The organism is Flavicella sediminum, from assembly GCF_006381105.1.
Classification (GTDB): domain Bacteria; phylum Bacteroidota; class Bacteroidia; order Flavobacteriales; family Flavobacteriaceae; genus Flavicella; species Flavicella sediminum.
The window spans coordinates 399,491-416,020 of the sequence record NZ_VDET01000007.1; the positions used below are offsets into that span (position 1 = coordinate 399,491).

19 protein-coding genes are annotated in these 16,530 nt (G+C 32.6%); 13 read left to right on the forward strand and 6 right to left on the reverse strand.

Features of this window, described 5'->3' with window-relative positions; genetic code table 11:
* The first annotated feature begins 5 nt into the window (after positions 1 to 5).
* Complete coding sequence (locus FGM02_RS09700) at positions 6 to 395, forward strand: SRPBCC family protein (protein ID WP_139958167.1); 390 nt, start codon at positions 6 to 8, stop codon at positions 393 to 395.
* Here the strand turns inward: FGM02_RS09700 and FGM02_RS09705 are convergent, their stop codons facing one another.
* Positions 396 to 1,130 carry a biotin--[acetyl-CoA-carboxylase] ligase gene (locus FGM02_RS09705; RefSeq protein WP_139958168.1) on the reverse strand — a complete coding sequence of 245 codons (735 nt, stop codon included), beginning with the start codon at positions 1,128 to 1,130 and terminating at the stop codon, positions 396 to 398.
* An 87-nt stretch (positions 1,131 to 1,217) separates the two neighbouring features.
* Between FGM02_RS09705 and rsfS the strand changes: the two genes are divergently transcribed.
* The 8 genes from rsfS to FGM02_RS09745 all read left to right on the forward strand — a co-directional run bounded on the left by rsfS (position 1,218) and on the right by FGM02_RS09745 (position 7,068).
* The gene (gene rsfS / locus FGM02_RS09710) at positions 1,218 to 1,589 is read left to right on the forward strand and encodes a ribosome silencing factor (RefSeq protein ID WP_139958169.1); all 372 of its coding nucleotides are present in this window, start codon (positions 1,218 to 1,220) and stop codon (positions 1,587 to 1,589) included.
* A gap of 20 nt (positions 1,590 to 1,609) precedes the next feature.
* A complete protein-coding gene (gene ftsH, locus FGM02_RS09715; RefSeq protein ID WP_139958170.1) occupies positions 1,610 to 3,631 on the forward strand; it encodes an ATP-dependent zinc metalloprotease FtsH in 2,022 nt (673 codons plus the stop codon).
* Between the two features lie 31 nt (positions 3,632 to 3,662).
* Positions 3,663 to 4,253 (forward strand): LUD domain-containing protein, encoded by a 591-nt coding sequence (locus tag FGM02_RS09720; RefSeq protein ID WP_139958171.1) that lies wholly within the window; start codon positions 3,663 to 3,665, stop codon positions 4,251 to 4,253.
* Between the two features lie 12 nt (positions 4,254 to 4,265).
* Positions 4,266 to 5,063 (forward strand): phosphatidate cytidylyltransferase, encoded by a 798-nt coding sequence (locus tag FGM02_RS09725; RefSeq protein WP_166461157.1) that lies wholly within the window; start codon positions 4,266 to 4,268, stop codon positions 5,061 to 5,063.
* Positions 5,053 to 5,706: a phosphatidylserine decarboxylase family protein gene (locus tag FGM02_RS09730; protein ID WP_139958173.1), complete on the forward strand. Its 654-nt coding sequence runs from the start codon at positions 5,053 to 5,055 to the stop codon at positions 5,704 to 5,706. Before FGM02_RS09725 ends, FGM02_RS09730 begins: the two co-directional genes overlap by 11 nt.
* 15 nt (positions 5,707 to 5,721) lie before the next feature.
* Positions 5,722 to 5,985: an acyl-CoA-binding protein gene (locus FGM02_RS09735; protein WP_139958174.1), complete on the forward strand. Its 264-nt coding sequence runs from the start codon at positions 5,722 to 5,724 to the stop codon at positions 5,983 to 5,985.
* Between the two features lies 1 nt (position 5,986).
* Positions 5,987 to 6,592, forward strand: a complete 606-nt coding sequence (locus tag FGM02_RS09740) for a YceI family protein (protein ID WP_139958175.1) — start codon at positions 5,987 to 5,989, stop codon at positions 6,590 to 6,592.
* A gap of 254 nt (positions 6,593 to 6,846) precedes the next feature.
* On the forward strand, positions 6,847 to 7,068 hold the full coding sequence (locus FGM02_RS09745; protein ID WP_139958176.1) for a hypothetical protein: 222 nt from the start codon (positions 6,847 to 6,849) through the stop codon (positions 7,066 to 7,068).
* Here the strand turns inward: FGM02_RS09745 and FGM02_RS09750 are convergent.
* Positions 7,065 to 8,207: a cysteine desulfurase family protein gene (locus tag FGM02_RS09750; RefSeq protein WP_139958177.1), complete on the reverse strand. Its 1,143-nt coding sequence runs from the start codon at positions 8,205 to 8,207 to the stop codon at positions 7,065 to 7,067. The genes FGM02_RS09745 and FGM02_RS09750 overlap by 4 nt on opposite strands.
* Positions 8,208 to 8,358: 151 nt before the next feature.
* Between FGM02_RS09750 and FGM02_RS18190 the strand changes: the two genes are divergently transcribed.
* Positions 8,359 to 9,252, forward strand: coding sequence for a hypothetical protein (locus FGM02_RS18190; RefSeq protein ID WP_208021495.1), 894 nt, complete (start codon positions 8,359 to 8,361; stop codon positions 9,250 to 9,252).
* A gap of 1 nt (position 9,253) precedes the next feature.
* On the opposite strand, the gene FGM02_RS09760 is transcribed toward FGM02_RS18190, so the two are convergent.
* The 4 genes from FGM02_RS09760 to FGM02_RS09775 form a co-directional block, all read right to left on the reverse strand.
* A complete protein-coding gene (locus FGM02_RS09760; RefSeq protein WP_208021496.1) occupies positions 9,254 to 9,808 on the reverse strand; it encodes a DNA mismatch repair protein MutS in 555 nt (184 codons plus the stop codon).
* 14 nt (positions 9,809 to 9,822) lie between these two features.
* Entirely contained in the window at positions 9,823 to 10,611 is a 789-nt protein-coding gene (ppk2, locus tag FGM02_RS09765) for a polyphosphate kinase 2 (RefSeq protein WP_139958179.1), read from the reverse strand.
* A 4-nt stretch (positions 10,612 to 10,615) separates the two neighbouring features.
* Complete coding sequence (gene ppk2, locus FGM02_RS09770; RefSeq protein ID WP_139958180.1) at positions 10,616 to 11,473, reverse strand: polyphosphate kinase 2; 858 nt, start codon at positions 11,471 to 11,473, stop codon at positions 10,616 to 10,618.
* Between the two features lie 163 nt (positions 11,474 to 11,636).
* Positions 11,637 to 13,838: an ATP-dependent DNA helicase RecQ gene (locus FGM02_RS09775; protein ID WP_208021497.1), complete on the reverse strand. Its 2,202-nt coding sequence runs from the start codon at positions 13,836 to 13,838 to the stop codon at positions 11,637 to 11,639.
* A gap of 76 nt (positions 13,839 to 13,914) precedes the next feature.
* On the opposite strand from FGM02_RS09775, the gene FGM02_RS09780 reads away from it, so the two are divergent.
* From FGM02_RS09780 to lptB, 3 genes are all read left to right on the forward strand, one after another.
* On the forward strand, positions 13,915 to 14,883 hold the full coding sequence (locus FGM02_RS09780; RefSeq protein WP_139958181.1) for a KpsF/GutQ family sugar-phosphate isomerase: 969 nt from the start codon (positions 13,915 to 13,917) through the stop codon (positions 14,881 to 14,883).
* Positions 14,884 to 14,885: 2 nt separating this feature from the next.
* On the forward strand, positions 14,886 to 15,698 hold the full coding sequence (gene tatC, locus FGM02_RS09785; RefSeq protein ID WP_139958182.1) for a twin-arginine translocase subunit TatC: 813 nt from the start codon (positions 14,886 to 14,888) through the stop codon (positions 15,696 to 15,698).
* 79 nt (positions 15,699 to 15,777) lie between these two features.
* The gene (gene lptB, locus FGM02_RS09790; protein ID WP_139958183.1) at positions 15,778 to 16,515 is read left to right on the forward strand and encodes an LPS export ABC transporter ATP-binding protein; all 738 of its coding nucleotides are present in this window, start codon (positions 15,778 to 15,780) and stop codon (positions 16,513 to 16,515) included.
* Positions 16,516 to 16,530: the final 15 nt, after the last annotated feature.

Genomic DNA, 16,530 nt, shown 5'->3' on the forward strand with positions numbered 1-16,530 from the left:
GAATTATGCAAATAGAAGGAAAAAAAATCACTGCTTGGAAAGGCTCAGAAGACATCTTCGGTTTTTTAACAAAACTAGAAAACTACGAGCAACTGATGCCTGAAAACACAGAGAAATTTCAAATTGATGGAGATTCTTTTATTTTCGGTTTAAAAGGAATGCCTGAAATTAGATTGATTATTAAAGAAACAACACCAAATACATCGGTTATTTTAGGTGCAGCTAGTAGCAAAATGCCTTTTACTTTAGCCATAGCTATAGCAGAAATTTCTGAAAATAGTTCTGAAATTCAATTACTATTTAATGGTGACTTTAATCCAATGATTAGCATGATGGCTAAAAAGCCATTGACTAAATTTATTGAAGCATTAACTGAAAATATCGAAAAACTTTAATTAGTTGATCAATTGGATCTCTTTTATTTCAAATTCTTTAATAGATTCGTCTTCTAACTCCACTTGAAGTTTTCCTAAATTAGAGACATTTTTGATTTTACCTATAAAAACAGCATCCTCACTATCTTTAAACATAGTGGGGATTTCTTTTTTATACAAGGCCTGCAAATAACTTGCTTTAATTGCCTCAAAATTTTCCGGCACACAAAATTCGATATGACTTTTTATAGAGACTATTAGGTCGTTTAGCAACACAGTTCTATCAATATTTTTACCTAATTTTTTCTTTAAAGAACTAGCTTTACCAAATTCTTCAGAAAACTTGGATTGATTTACATTTAAGCCCACTCCGATAATAGAATGCTTAATTTCTTCTTTATTCAAAACATTTTCAATAAGAATTCCGCCAATCTTTCTGTTCCCTGCCATAATGTCGTTAGGCCATTTGATCTTCAACTTTGAGAGTCCGTACCTTTTCAAAACCTCAAAAACGGCCAACGAAACGGTATAATTTAAATAAGTATAATCAACAAATTTAAACTTCTGAAAACCACAAAAAACACTAAACATCAGGTTTTTACCTGGTTCAGAATACCATTTAGCACCTACCTGTCCCCTACCATGAGTTTGTTCTTCGGCAGTTACAACGGTATAGTTTTCAACACCACCATTGCTTACGTAATCTTTTAAAAAAGTATTGGTAGAACCAATGGCATCAAGTTTGATAATATGCATAGAGAAAATATAAAGAAATGTAAGTTATTATATAGTATTTTAATAACAAAAAAGTAATAACTTTGCTGCAAAATTAAATAATTTTTAATGTCTAAAAAAAATATAAGTACAGATCAGCTAATTTCAATCATAATTGAAGGGATTGAAGATGTCAAAGGAGAAGATATCCAGCTGTTAGATCTAAGAGATATAGAGAATACCGTTTGCGATTATTTCGTAGTTTGTTCGGGTAATTCAAATACACAGGTTAAAGCCATTTCAGGAGCAATTCAAAAGAAAGTTGGTAAAGAAGGTCAAGAAAAAGCTTGGCATGTTGAAGGTGAATCAAATGCTGAATGGGTCTTAATTGATTATGTTCATGTGGTGGTTCATGTTTTCCAAAAGCAAATCAGAGAATTTTACGACATTGAAAGTCTGTGGGGTGATGCAAAAATCACCAAAATTTCTTCTTCTCTATAACCCATTATAGTTTACAACGCATGTCTACAAAAAATAAAAAAAGCAACAATCTTAAGGACTCTAATTTCAAACCTAAATTCAATTTTTATTGGATATATGGTGGACTTTTTGTCTTATTAGTTTTTTATCAATTCTTTACTGCTGGTGATCTTCCTCAAAAAGAAATCACGCAAAATAAATTTGAAACTATTTTAGAAAGTAATGACATTGACAAAATTGTCATTCTTAATAATCGTGTTGCTCAATTATTTATAAAAGAACAAGCGTTAGAAAAAGAAGAATACAAAAAATTCAAAAAACCAGCAGGTTTATTCCAAGGAAAGACAGCCTTATTTGAATACAAATTTGGAGATCTTCAAAACTTCGAGAAAAAATTAGAAAAAGCTAAAGAAGAATACGGATTAGAATTTGACAAAGCCAATAGAGAACAAACGGATTTATTTGATACTATTTTGTCTTACTTACCCTTTATCTTCCTTATTGGTTTATGGATTTTCTTTATGAGACGTATGTCTGGTGGAGGTGCTGCCGGAGGCGGTGGTGGTCAAATATTTAATATTGGTAAATCTAAAGCCAAGTTATTTGATCAAGATCAAAAAGTGAAAACGACATTTAAAGATGTAGCAGGATTGCAAGGAGCCAAAGAAGAAGTACAAGAAATTGTAGATTTCTTAAAAACACCTGAAAAATACACTTCTTTAGGAGGTAAAATTCCAAAAGGTGCTTTGTTGGTAGGTTCGCCTGGTACAGGTAAAACTTTATTAGCAAAAGCAGTTGCTGGGGAGGCAGGAGTTCCTTTCTTTTCTTTATCTGGATCAGATTTTGTTGAAATGTTTGTTGGTGTAGGTGCTTCACGTGTTCGTGATTTATTCAAACAGGCACAACAAAAATCTCCTTCAATTATTTTTATTGATGAGATTGATGCTATTGGTAGAGCGCGTGGTAAAAACAATATGACTGGCGGTAATGATGAACGTGAAAATACGCTGAATCAATTACTAACAGAAATGGATGGTTTTGGTACAGACACCAATGTAATTGTTTTAGCTGCTACAAACAGAGCAGATGTACTTGATAAAGCTTTGATGCGTGCAGGTCGATTTGATAGACAAATTTTTGTTGACTTACCAGACATCAATGAACGTAAAGCTATTTTTGAGGTTCATATGAAACCTTTGAAATTAGGAACGGATGTAAACGCAGAATTCTTATCACAGCAAACGCCAGGTTTCTCTGGAGCTGATATTGCTAATTTATGTAACGAATCTGCTTTAATTGCTGCCAGAAAAGGAAACACGGAAATCCATAACCAAGACTTTTTAGATGCTGTTGACAGAATTGTGGGTGGTTTGGAAAAGAAAAATAAAATTATTTCTGTTAAAGAAAAGAAAACAATTGCTTATCATGAGGCTGGTCATGCAACCGCAAGTTGGATGCTTGAACATGCCGCTCCTTTGGTAAAAGTTACCATTGTACCAAGAGGTCAATCTTTAGGTGCTGCTTGGTATTTACCTGAAGAAAGAATGATTGTACAAACAGAACAAATGCTTGATGAAATGTGTGCTACCCTTGCCGGAAGAGCTGCAGAGAAAATCATGTTTGATAAAATATCAACAGGAGCATTAAATGATCTTGAAAAAGTTACAAGACAAGCAAAAGCCATTGTTACTATTTATGGTTTGAATGAAAAGATTGGTAATATCACTTATTACGACTCTTCGGGACAAAGTGAATACAGCTTCTCTAAACCTTATAGTGAAGACACTGGAAAAATAATTGACCAAGAGATTTCAAATATAATTGAAACACAATACCAAAGAGCTATTACTATTTTATCTGAAAACAAAGACAAACTAATTCGTTTGGCTGAGTTACTTTTAGAAAAAGAAGTTATTTTTAAAGATGACTTGATTGAAATTTTTGGTAAAAGACCTTTTCAAGAAAATGTTTTGGTAAACAATAACAAGTCGAAAGAAATTATTGAAGAAAGCCCAACAGACAAAGAAGTAAAGAACGACACGGAAATTGAAATAACTGAATAAATAGTAATACTTAAAATTTACCCTTTAGTAAATGAATATTTTTAAGAAATTATTTAACATTCAAGAATCCTCTAAAGACAAGGAAATAAAAAAACAAGATGTACATCTATCCTTAGATGACCTATTTGTTCATCATTTCATTGACAAAGGAGGTAAATTTCTTTATTCGACTTCCTTACAAGAAATAGCAAACAATTTAATTTGTGTTCTTGAAGAAAATAATTGGAAAAACATTACCTGTTTGGATCCTGATCAATTGAGTGTATACACAGATCAACTATCCATTGAAGTAAATTCGAATATTGAAACCAAAACACCTATATTTACTAGCTGCGAACATTTAATTGCAGATTCTGGAAGTATCTTATTTTCTTCTAATCAATTAAAAGAAAATAAATTAAATACGCTCAGTAAAGACTTCATCGTTTTTGCTAAAACAAGTCAACTTGTAAAAAATATGGGGGAAGGTTTAACGGGAATTAAAAGTAATTTTAAAGAAAACATTCCTACAAACATTTGTGCAGTTAAAAACTACTCACTTGATAAAAGTGATGACAATGACTTGACTTTCGGACTTAATAATTCGAAAAATTTATATTTATTATTACTTGAAGATCTATAATCTATGAACAATATGCTTACAAGAGCAATTGCAGGTGCTGTATTTGTTTCTTTATTAGTTTTTTCATTGCTATTCCACTCCTATTCATTTTTAGGCTTGTTCTATTTCTTTATGATCGTTAGTGTTTTTGAAATGTCAAAAATGCTTCAAGTGAAAAATAAAATTATTTATTTAATAGCAACACTACTATTTTTAACACATAGTAATTTACTACCTGTAAACTATATTAGTTATTTAGAAGCGGGTACAATAATTGCCTGTTTAGGCCTATTTGCAAACCAATTGTTTACTATAGAGTCCAACGCTATCAAAGAACTAGGTGCCGCTTTTTTAACCCTACTTTACGCCTGTGTCCCTTTTTTATTCATGATTAAAATTCCTTTTTTTACGGGAGCATATGAAGGCACCGTATTACTAGGATTATTTATTTTGATTTGGTCAAATGACACCTTTGCCTATTTAACAGGAAAAAGTATCGGGAAGCACAAATTAATGGAAAGAATTTCTCCTAAAAAAACGATTGAAGGTTTTGTAGGAGGTTTTATAGCAACCATGCTTATTGGATATTTTTTAGCATTTTATTTTCAAATATTGACCAGCCTACAATGGTTATTAATAGCCCTAATTGTAAGTTTATTTGGCGTAGTTGGCGATCTAACAGCCTCTATGTTTAAAAGATTAACAGGAACAAAAGACACTGGAAAAATAATTCCAGGACACGGAGGCATCATAGATCGACTAGATAGTATTATCTTTGTTGCTCCATTTATATATTTATACTTAAAAATCACATTAGAAAATGTTTCATAAAGAAGGTTTTAAACTTATTGTCGGTACACTAATACTTGTAACTGCTGGAGTACTCTTAACAGATAAATTTGTAAATATTGCCTGGCTGCAATCTCTAATATATTTAATTTTCACATTTTTCCTTGTCATTATATTACAGTTTTTTAGAAACCCTAAAAGACATACTAAAATTGGAGACAGTCATGTAGTAGCACCAGTTGATGGAAAAGTTGTTGTGATTGAAGAAGTTTTTGAAAAAGAATATTTCAAAGACAAACGTATTCAAGTTTCCATATTCATGTCTCCTTTAAACGTTCATGTTACAAGATATGGATTAAGCGGTAAAGTTAATTTCAGCAAATACCACCCAGGAAAATTTTTAGTCGCTTGGCACCCTAAAGCTTCTGAAGAAAACGAAAGAACCACAGTTGTTGTTGAAAACAAAGTTTTTGGAGAAGTCCTTTATAGACAAATTGCAGGTGCATTGGCTAAACGTATAGTTAACTATGCTAAAAAAGACATGAATGTAATTCAGGGAACAGATGCTGGATTTATAAAATTTGGTTCAAGAGTAGATTTATTTTTACCTTTAGATGCAGATATTAATGTCGTATTAAATCAAAAAGTGAAAGGTGCCGAAGATATAATTGCAACTAAAAAATAAGATGACTGGCGTAGTATGGGAGAAAAATTAGACAAAGAATTTAATGAAGCCTTTGAGAAAGCATCGGCAATGACTGAAAAATTGCCACAAGATGTCATGCTCAACTTTTATGCCTACTACAAACAAGCAACTTCCGGTGATAACTTTTCCTTCAACGCAAATTTTGATGTTAGAAATGCTTTTAAGTTTAATGCTTGGATGCAATTAAGAGGAATAACCCCCGACGAAGCGAAGAAAAAATATATTGAATTAGTAAATGAATACTCAAAAACTAGATAGCATGAAAAACATTCTTAAAATAAGCCTTGCATTATTTCTTGTCTTTAATCTTCAATCTTGTAAAAATAAACCTGCAAAAAAAGAAGTAAAAGAAAAAACCTATGCCATTGATGCCAATAAAACCGATATCAATTGGACTGCCTACAAAACAACAGACAAAGTACCTGTAAAAGGAAAATTCACCTTGCTTAACATCACAAAAGCAAGTCCGGCAACTACCCTAACAGAAACTTTAAATAACACGGAATTTTCAATTCCTGTTAGTAGTATATTTTCTAACAATCCTGACAGAGACAACAAATTGAAAACTTTGTTTTTTGGGGTAATGAAAAACACAGAACTATTAGCAGGAACCCTACATATAACAAACGAAACTAGTGGATATGTAGATTTTAAAATGAATGCCGTTGTTGAAAAATTACCATTTACTTATATCGTAGAAGGCAATAAAATTCAACTAGAAGCAATTATGAATACGGATTCTTGGCAAGCGCAATCTGCTATTGAATCTATCAATAAATCTTGTTTTGATTTGCACAAAGGAGCCGATGGAATAAGCAAAACCTGGAGTGACGTTGCTATCTCAATCAGTATTTATTTGAAATAAGAGAAAAATACCTACTAAAAAAGCCTTGAATTTATTTTCAAGGCTTTTTTTAATTCAATTGATATACAAAACAACAGTTTAATTCACAATAAATTTAACATTTATTAATATTTCTCTTATTATTATGTTATTTTTTTTAAGTATTTGACTAAAATCAAAGTATTTTGTTATATTGTTGAACCAATAACGACTATGTTACAATAAAAAATTTAGTTTTGTACCGAGTTAATTAAATCTACAAAAAACCACACTACATGGATATTATAGAAAGAGCCTTAGAATTTGAAGAAAATGAATCGACATTCAAGTCGAGAGACGAAAGAATTAGAGCTTCACATACTGCTAAAGAATTAGTTCTTGAGTTGAATCAGATTTACAAAGAAGATAAAGATCCAAAGATTATGGATATCATGAAAAGAATTACTGCTATTAAGCAAAAATTCGAAAAAAGATTAAAAGGAAGATTAAGTGCTTAATTTATAAGCACTTTTTCTTTTAGTGCTGCAATTACATATTGCAAATCTTCTTGTTTAGTAAACTTGCTAAATGAAAACCGCAAAGAAGTATGAATAGCTTCTGTCTCAGAAAGAATCGTGTTTAACACATGTGAACCTTTATTACTTCCGCTTTGACAAGCACTCCCTCCTGAGACTGCAATACCCTTCATATCTAAGTGAAATAACAAAAAAGCGTATTCTTTTGGCAATTGAACATTTACAATTGTCGACGTACTTTTGCTTACATCTCCTGAAAGACCATTAAATTTCACACTCGGAATTTCCTTTTGTAAATTCACTAAAAAATCACTCTTCAGATTTTCTAGATACAAACTGTCTTCTGTTAAATTTTCTAAAGACATTTTCAAAGCTTTTTCCATTCCTAAAATTGAATGAACCGCTTCTGTTCCGGCTCTAGCTCCTTTTTCTTGTTCTCCTCCAAACAACATCGGCTTTACCCCCATTCCTTTTTTGAAATAAGCAAACCCCACTCCTTTAGGACCATGAAACTTATGTGCACTCGCTGCAACAAAATCTACAGCTAGCTCTTCAAGATCTACAGGCAAATGCCCAATAGCTTGTACAGCATCAGAATGAAAAAAAGCCTTGTATTCCTTACAAATGGTAGCCACTTTTTTTACATCTAAAATATTTCCAATTTCATTATTCACAAACATAAGACTAACCAATGATTTGTGATTTTCATCAGCCAATAAAGATCGGAGATGTACCAAATCAACAGTTCCTTTCTCATCAATGTCTACAAAACTTATCTTTACTTTATGAAGTAAATGCAGCTCATTTACCGTTTTAAGTACGGCATGATGCTCTATTTTAGAAGTAATAATTTGTGTAACTCCCAAATTTACTACAGCATTATTTAAAATTAAATTATCTGCTTCGCTACCTCCTGAAGTAAATATAATTTCACTTGCTGACACCTTTAATAAATTGGCAATGGTTTTCCGAGCGTTTTCAATAGCTGACTTTGCCGTTCTCCCAAATTGATGTGTAGAAGACGGGTTTCCATACATGGTTTTCATGGAGTTTGTCATTTCAGCAATTACCTCATCATACATTGGGGTCGTCGCAGCATTATCTAAATATACTTTTCTCATGTTAGTTCCTTGTATTTCTTTAATTTTCAAAAAAACCTATTCAATAAAAAAGCTTTTTATGGGACAAAAATATGTTAATTAAAATTAACAAAAAACACTTTTACCAATCCTTTTAAAACCACTACATTTGTGATATAATTAATATTCTAGAATGAAAAAACTTAGCTTCTTAATCCTGCTTTTAACAATTAATTCTTGTGATGATGGTGATTTTGATGTCCCTTCATTTGATTTTGATGGAATTACCATCAATAACTGTGGAAATTTAGTTTTCCATAAAATAAGCTCAAGTAAAACAGAAGCATTGATTTTAAACTTAAGCGTTGACAACGAAGAAAATGCATATTTCACAACTGAATTAACAGACAAAACTTATAGCATTACAGAGACTGGGTCAAATACATTGACCTATAGAATTTTTAATGGAGAAGTATCAAGTAGCTATTTCTGTCAAGACATCCCTTCTGTTAGTCCAACTGTTTCTAAAGAGTGGTTAGGAAATGGAACCTTGGTTGTTAACAATACAATCACCTTAGATGATGAAGATGGAGTTCTAGCAGCTATAGAAAATGACTTATCGGCTTATGTCGACTTATTTGACGCTACGGTTGATTTAAACGATATTGATGGTGATGGATATCCTAATTATATTGACACAGATGATGATGGGGATAATATTACAACGCTTAAAGAAGATTTAGATGGCGATGGAGATCCAACGAATGACGATACTGACAATGATGGAATTCCAAATTACCTAGACGCCGATGATGATGGAGACGGAGTGCCTTCGATCAATGAGTCTAAAACAGCTGATGGCGATGGAGACATCCTGTTAGTTGATTATCTTGATGCTGACACGACCACTGTATTAGAACCTGTTACAACTCCTGTAAACAACTACAAACAAAGTTATGTATTGGATTTTATTTTCAGTTCCCTAAACTTAAGGAATGATGAAAGTGAAATTAATTATGCTGACGGATTTACTTACGGTTCTAAAACGGGAACATTTACTATTTCTGACTTACCAGAAGCTGAATAAATTATTTATTTTGCAAAATATACACTTCCGTTGCTCCCAATCCGTATTTCTGATAGGAAGCTTCGGTAATTTTTACTGGATACTTTGCAAACAAATAGGCCAATTCTTTTTGCAGCACTCCTTCCCCAACACCATGTATAAATATAACTCTAGGGATTCTTTTTCGTATTGCGAATTCTAACTTGTATTTTGCTGTATCTATTTGCATAGTCAACATGTCATAATTTGACATACCTTTTGGGTTCTTGACCAAATTTTGAATATGCAAATCAACTTCCATAGCAGTTTGATCAGCTTCTTTTTTTACTTTAAGCTTGCTACTGCGTTTTGGTTTTGGTGTTTCGTATAACTTTTGTCTAAATAATGAATTATTGATATCTGAAAACTTTGAAAGCTCAGATTGATCCTTCTCAATTTTCACCAATTCTATTGCTTTAAACCACAACTCAAAACCATTTTCTTCTTCTACAAGTACCGTTTCACCTTTGCATTTTACTACCACACCTCTAATGGTAGCTTCTAACACCGCCACTTTATCTCCTGCTTTAAACTTCACAATTCACCGTAAATTTATACTTCCCTATTTTTATCGTAAGGAATTTGTTTCAACAAATACTCTATAGAATTCATTCTCGCCATCGTTTTCCTGTTTGCATTGATTATTTTCCATGGCACACTGTCTTCATTCACATTTTCAAACATTTTCGTTTTATAACATGTATAATCATCCCATAATTCCTGCGCCTTTTTATCTACATCCGTCATTTTCCATTGTTTCAATGGGTTCTTCTGAATTTCTTCAAAACGTCTTTCTTGTTCCTTTTTTGTGATAGACATATAGATTTTAACCAACTTGATTCCTGACTGGGTAATCATACGTTCAAAATCATTTACTTGATTCATAAAACACTCGTACTCTTCTTTCGTACAAAATCCATTTACAGGTTCTACTACAGCTCTGTTATACCAACTTCTATCAAAAAACACAATTTCCCCAGCTTTTGGAAATTTTCTTATATACCGCTGAAAATACCATTGTGTTTGCTCTTCTTTTGTTGGTTTTGGCAAGGCTATTATTCTAAAATGTCTAGGATTGATCCTTTCCGTAATTCTTCGAATTGCTCCCCCTTTACCAGCCGCATCACGTCCTTCAAATATGACAATTACACGTTCGTTATTTTCTATGACCGAGGTTTGCATTTTAATCAGCTCTACTTGTAGTTTTTTAAGACGCTTAACATAGCCTACAATTCTTAATGAGCGATCAATACTAATAACCTTTTTTGACAGCAATGCCTTAACACCTAATTTGGTGTTTAATTTTTCTATTGCATTTAAATTATCTATCGACTTTTCCATACGATTAATCTATTTGATGAGATGAACGAAAATAGTGCATAATTACATTTGGATCTGGAAATAAGTTTGCATTTGCTTCTTCCTTACCTTCATAATCAAACTTAGAAAGTACATATCTGATACATTCTAATCGAGCCACTTCTTTGTCATTGGTTTTTACGATAACCCAGGGACTGTAACTCGTGTGGGTTTTACTGTACATTCTATCTTTATACAAGGAATATTTATCCCACAACTCTTGTCCTTTTTTATCAACGGGACTAAATTTCCAGCGCTTTAAAGGATTTTTCATTCTTGAATTAAAACGTTTTTGCTGTTCATCTTTTGAAATAGATAACCAAAATTTAATAATGATCAAGCCATCTTCATAAAGCATGTGCTCAAACTCGGGTACTTGCGACATAAATTCATTGTATTCATCTGTCGTACAAAACCCCATTACAGGTTCGACTACAGCTCTATTGTACCAACTTCTATCGTAAAACACAATTTCACCTGGATTGGGCAATTCCTTAATGTATCTCATAAAATACCATTGCCCTCGTTGAATTTCGGTAGGTTTATTCAACGCTACTAATCTTGAGGATCTTGGATTTAAATGCTCCATAAAACGTCGAATTGCGCCACCTTTCCCTGCTGCATCTCTTCCTTCAAAAATTACAGCAACACGTTTGTTATTTTTTGAAATCCAATTTTGAAGTTTTACAAGTTCTATTTGCAATTTTTTTAGTTCAGATTCGTACTCAACTGTTTTAATTATTTTTTTAAACTTTCCTCCTTTACTTTTTATTATATTTTTTAATTCTTCAGAAGTTTTGGATTTTTCAATCTCTTCTAAAGTGATTTTTTGCTGCTCATTCATCCCTCTCTTTTTTTTGTAATTCCTTAAATTCAAGTCAAGCACTAAGATAGTTTTTTTGCAATAATTTTCACTTAAAAAAAAGGCTAATTCTACACTAATTTACCGTAAATAAAAAGAGAGTTGGCGTCACCAACTCTCTTTTATATTCCTTCAAATATTTTTGTTAGTTTCCAACATCACTCATGAATTTAATTCGCATCAATCGCAAATCTTCCTCTTCATAATCCCCATCAAATTCATCCAATGCCTCTTGAATATCATCAGTTTCAGCATCCATAAAATAATCTATAATTTCTTCTTGTTGCTCTTCGTCAAATACTTCATCAACGCAATAAGAAATATCTAATTTAGTTCCTGAATAGACAATGGTTTCAATCTCTTTGATCAGCTCTCCCATCTCCAATCCTTTAGAGCTTGCAATATCTTGCAGCGATAATTTTCGATCTGTATTTTGAATAATATACAACTTCAATCCAGACTTTACACCGGTTCCTTTTACAATTAAATCATCTGGACGAGTGATATCATTCTCTTTTACATAAGAAGCTATCAATGCCACAAATTCTTTTCCAAATTTCTTAGCTTTTCCATCTCCTACACCATGTACATTGGACAATTCTTCTATAGAAATAGGGTATCTTAATGCCATGGCCTCCAAAGATGGATCTTGAAAAATAGCAAAAGGAGGAACTCCTTTTTTCTTCGCCATTTTCTTTCTCAAATCTTTTAAGATAAGCATAAGCTTTTGGTCACTAACCCCTCCTGTTTGACGATTGTTAACAACTCCGTCGCCTACTTGCTCTGTTTCAGAGTACACGTGATCTGCAGTCATCATAAACGACTTAGGATTTTTTATAAATTCAGCTCCTTTGTCTGTTAATTTAACAACCCCGTATTGTTCAATTTCTTTTCTTATAAAATGAACCACTAAGGTTTGTCGGATAAGCGCCATCCAATAATTTGCTTTATGTGCTTTTCCCACTCCAAAAAACGGACGTTCATGGGTTTTATGAGAAGTCAACATAGCATTTTCTTTACCAATTAATGTTGCTACAATATCTTTGGCCTTGTATTTCTCTTTGGTATCTCTTACAACTTCTAAAAGTTGTTTTACTTCCACTCCTGCTTCTACTTTTGGTTTTGGCGTTCTGGTATTATCATCCATATCCGCCCCCAAACCATTTACTTCATCAAATTCTTCTCCAAAATAATGTAATAGATACTTTCGTCTACTCATAGACGTTTCGGCATACCCCACAACTTCTTGCAATAATGCATGCCCAATTTCCTGTTCAGCAACCGGCTTACTAGCCATAAATTTCTCTAGTTTCTCTATGTCTTTGTATGCATAATAAGCCAAACAATAGCCTTCACCATCATCTCTTCCGGCTCTTCCTGTTTCTTGGTAATAACTTTCCAAACTTTTTGGAATATCGTGATGGATTACAAAACGAACATCAGGTTTATCAATTCCCATTCCAAAAGCAATGGTTGCCACAATGACATCTGTATCTTCCATCAAAAACATGTCCTGATGTTTAGCTCTTGTCTTTGCGTCTAATCCTGCATGATACGGCAATGCATTGATTCCGTTAACTTGCAGTATTTGCGCAACTTCTTCAACTTTTTTTCTACTTAAGCAATAAATAACTCCAGACTTTCCTTGATAGCCTTTTACAAAACGAATGATATCACTGTAAATATCTTTTGTTTTTGGACGAACATCATAAAAAAGATTGGGTCTATTAAAAGAAGCTTTAAAAGTTCTAGCGTCAGAAATACCTAATGTTTTTAAAATATCTTCCTGTACTTTCTCTGTTGCCGTAGCGGTAAGACCAATTACTGGAACATTATCAATACTTTTGATAATCGCTTTTAAATTTCTGTATTCTGGTCTAAAATCGTGTCCCCATTCAGAAATACAATGGGCCTCATCTATGGCTACAAATGAAATTTTTTGAGCCTTCAAAAAAGTAACATATTCTTCCTTAATCAACGATTCTGGAGCCACGTATAGTAATTTCGTCACACCGCTGACGATGTCACTTTTTACCAAGGCAATTTCAGCTTTATTCAAAGAAGAATTTAACACATGCGCTACCCCGTCGTTTTCAGAAATACCACGAATAGCATCTACCTGATTTTTCATCAAGGCGATGAGCGGCGAAATGACAATTGCCGTTCCCTCTTGCATCAATGCAGGCAACTGGTAACATAAAGATTTACCTCCACCCGTTGGCATAATTGCAAAAGCATTCTCACCTTCAATCACACTCCTTATTACTTGTTCCTGTAATCCTTTAAATTTTGAAAAACCAAAAAACTTTTTCAATGGACCGTACAGGTCAATTTCCTTTCTATTCATTACCTATTTTAATCTAATTTTAGATACATTTGCAAATAAAGGTATCACTTTTTTTTATTCTAAAAAATTATAATTTTTGAAAAAATCAAATACAGTTCTCGAATACGCTAGACAAACTATTGATATAGAAAGCAAAGCGGTTGAAAATTTAAAAAAATTAATCAATTCTGATTTCGAAAATGCAGTGAATTTTATTTTCGAATCTAAAGGAAGAGTCATTATAACTGGGATCGGAAAAAGCGCTATTATAGCTCAAAAAATCGTGGCAACTATGAATTCTACTGGTACTCCAGCAATTTTCATGCATGCTGCAGATGCCATTCATGGCGATTTGGGAAATATTCAAACAGAAGATACCGTTATTTGTATTTCTAAAAGTGGAAACACTCCTGAAATAAAAGTTTTAGTGCCACTTATTAAAAATTACGGAAATAAATTAATTGCACTTACAGGGAACCCGGATTCTTTTTTGGGAACAAATTCCGACTTTACCATTAATTGCCATGTAGACATGGAAGCTTGTCCGAATAATTTAGCACCAACTACTAGTACTACCGCACAATTGGTTATGGGTGATGCCTTGGCCGTTTGCCTGTTAAAATTAAAAGATTTTTCTAGCAAAGATTTCGCCAAATACCATCCTGGTGGTGCTTTAGGAAAACGCTTATATTTACGCGTTAGTGATTTGATTGAAAATAATGATTTACCGATTGTTTATCCAAACACCAAAGTGAAGGACGTCATTATCGAAATTTCAAACAAACGATTAGGTGCGACAGCTGTTTTAGAGAATGATAAAATTATTGGTATGATTACCGATGGTGATGTTAGACGAATGTTAGAAAACAACGATTCTATTGCAGGCTTAACCGCCGTAGATATCATGTCTAAAAAACCAAAAACAATGAACTCTAATGCCATGGCTATTGACGCATTGAATACTTTGGAGAATTTTGGAATTACACAAATTTTAGTACAAGATAAAGATGAAAAATATGTAGGTATTGTACACTTACATGATTTAATTAAAGAAGGAATATTTTAAAGATGAGCGAAGAAAAAAATCAAATGTCATTTCTAGGACATCTTGAAGAGTTAAGATGGCATTTAGTAAGATCTACAGCTGCTATATTTATTTGCGGAATTGTATTATTCGTATTTAAAACAGAGGTCTATGATCATTTTTTATTAGCCCATTTAAAATCTGATTTTGTTACCTATCAGTGGTTTTGTGATGTTTTTAAACTTATTGGTGTTGATAGCGATTTTTGTGGCGTTCAATTCCCTCAAAAACTACAAAGTCTATCTTTAACAAATCAATTAATGAATGCCATTTGGTCTTCTTTAATCCTAGGACTTATCATCGCATTTCCATATGTTCTATGGGAACTATGGCGATTTATCTCACCAGGATTGCATGAAACTGAAGTAAGTAAATCCAAAGGGTTTTTATTTATTACATCTGTGCTATTTTTTACAGGTGTCTTATTTAGTTTTTATGTAATTGTACCTATGTCTGTCTATTTCTTCTATCATTTTGAAATTACGGATACCATACAAAACAACTTTACCTTGTCTTCTTATATTTCTATGGTTACAAATACAATCTTAGGAGTATCCGTTGTTTTTGAACTTCCTGTATTGATTTTCTTTTTAACCAAATTAGGCTTAATCACACCACAGTTTTTAAAAACATACAGAAAGCACGCCTTGGTAGTTGTTTTGCTTTTATCAGCAATTATAACACCACCAGATGTTGCCAGTCAAATTATTGTATCTATTCCTATTTTAATTCTGTACGAAGTAAGTATACACGTATCTAAGTTCGTTGTAAAAAAACAAGAAAAAGGCTATAAATAATTAGTTTTATGTTTTTTTAAAGAATTGCATTCAAATTAATAGGCTAGTTTTACCAAGGATAAAAAACAAGAGATTCACTATGAAGCTTCGAGCAGAAAACATTCAAAAATTATACGGAAACAGAAAAGTTGTAAAAGGAATTTCTTTAGAAGTAAATCAAGGAGAAATTATTGGTTTATTAGGACCTAATGGTGCTGGTAAAACCACTTCTTTTTATATGATTGTTGGTATGATCCAACCAAATCATGGTAAAATTTTCTTAGACGATCAAGAAATTACAGAATTTCCGATGTACAAAAGAGCACAGCATGGAATTGGTTACTTAGCACAAGAAGCTTCTGTATTTAGAAAACTTTCTGTTGAAGACAACATTCGTGCTGTATTGCAATTTACTGGACGAACAAAAGCTGAAGAAAACGAAAAATTAGAATCTTTGATCGAAGAATTTAGTTTAGGCCATGTACGAAAAAATCGTGGTGACTTACTTTCTGGAGGAGAACGTCGTAGAACTGAAATTGCACGTTGTTTGGCTTCTGACCCTAAATTTATTTTATTAGATGAGCCCTTTGCTGGAGTAGATCCGATTGCTGTTGAAGATATTCAGAGTATTGTTGCTCAATTAAAAAACAGAAATATTGGTATTTTAATTACCGATCACGATGTACAAGCAACTCTAGCAATTACTGACAAAACCTATTTAATGTACGAAGGTGGTATTTTAAAAGAAGGAACTCCACAGGAATTAGCAGATGATCCTACCGTAAGAAAAGTTTATTTAGGTGAAAGTTTTATTTTACAAGAAAACAAGTTCAAGTAAAAGTTAAACGATATA

Coding starts and splice junctions, on each gene's coding strand:
- tatC (WP_139958182.1), top strand. CDS start 14,886: ATGAGCGAAGAAAAAAATCAAATGTCATTTCTAGGACATCTTGAAGAG.
- FGM02_RS09730 (WP_139958173.1), top strand. CDS start 5,053: ATGTTTCATAAAGAAGGTTTTAAACTTATTGTCGGTACACTAATACTT.
- FGM02_RS09720 (WP_139958171.1), top strand. CDS start 3,663: ATGAATATTTTTAAGAAATTATTTAACATTCAAGAATCCTCTAAAGAC.
- FGM02_RS18190 (WP_208021495.1), top strand. CDS start 8,359: ATGAAAAAACTTAGCTTCTTAATCCTGCTTTTAACAATTAATTCTTGT.
- rsfS (WP_139958169.1), top strand. CDS start 1,218: ATGTCTAAAAAAAATATAAGTACAGATCAGCTAATTTCAATCATAATT.
- ppk2 (WP_139958180.1), bottom strand. CDS start 11,473: ATGAATGAGCAGCAAAAAATCACTTTAGAAGAGATTGAAAAATCCAAA.
- FGM02_RS09725 (WP_166461157.1), top strand. CDS start 4,266: ATGCTTACAAGAGCAATTGCAGGTGCTGTATTTGTTTCTTTATTAGTT.
- FGM02_RS09700 (WP_139958167.1), top strand. CDS start 6: ATGCAAATAGAAGGAAAAAAAATCACTGCTTGGAAAGGCTCAGAAGAC.
- ftsH (WP_139958170.1), top strand. CDS start 1,610: ATGTCTACAAAAAATAAAAAAAGCAACAATCTTAAGGACTCTAATTTC.
- FGM02_RS09705 (WP_139958168.1), bottom strand. CDS start 1,130: ATGCATATTATCAAACTTGATGCCATTGGTTCTACCAATACTTTTTTA.
- FGM02_RS09775 (WP_208021497.1), bottom strand. CDS start 13,838: ATGAATAGAAAGGAAATTGACCTGTACGGTCCATTGAAAAAGTTTTTT.
- FGM02_RS09745 (WP_139958176.1), top strand. CDS start 6,847: ATGGATATTATAGAAAGAGCCTTAGAATTTGAAGAAAATGAATCGACA.
- FGM02_RS09735 (WP_139958174.1), top strand. CDS start 5,722: ATGGGAGAAAAATTAGACAAAGAATTTAATGAAGCCTTTGAGAAAGCA.
- lptB (WP_139958183.1), top strand. CDS start 15,778: ATGAAGCTTCGAGCAGAAAACATTCAAAAATTATACGGAAACAGAAAA.
- FGM02_RS09740 (WP_139958175.1), top strand. CDS start 5,987: ATGAAAAACATTCTTAAAATAAGCCTTGCATTATTTCTTGTCTTTAAT.
- ppk2 (WP_139958179.1), bottom strand. CDS start 10,611: ATGGAAAAGTCGATAGATAATTTAAATGCAATAGAAAAATTAAACACC.
- FGM02_RS09750 (WP_139958177.1), bottom strand. CDS start 8,207: ATGAGAAAAGTATATTTAGATAATGCTGCGACGACCCCAATGTATGAT.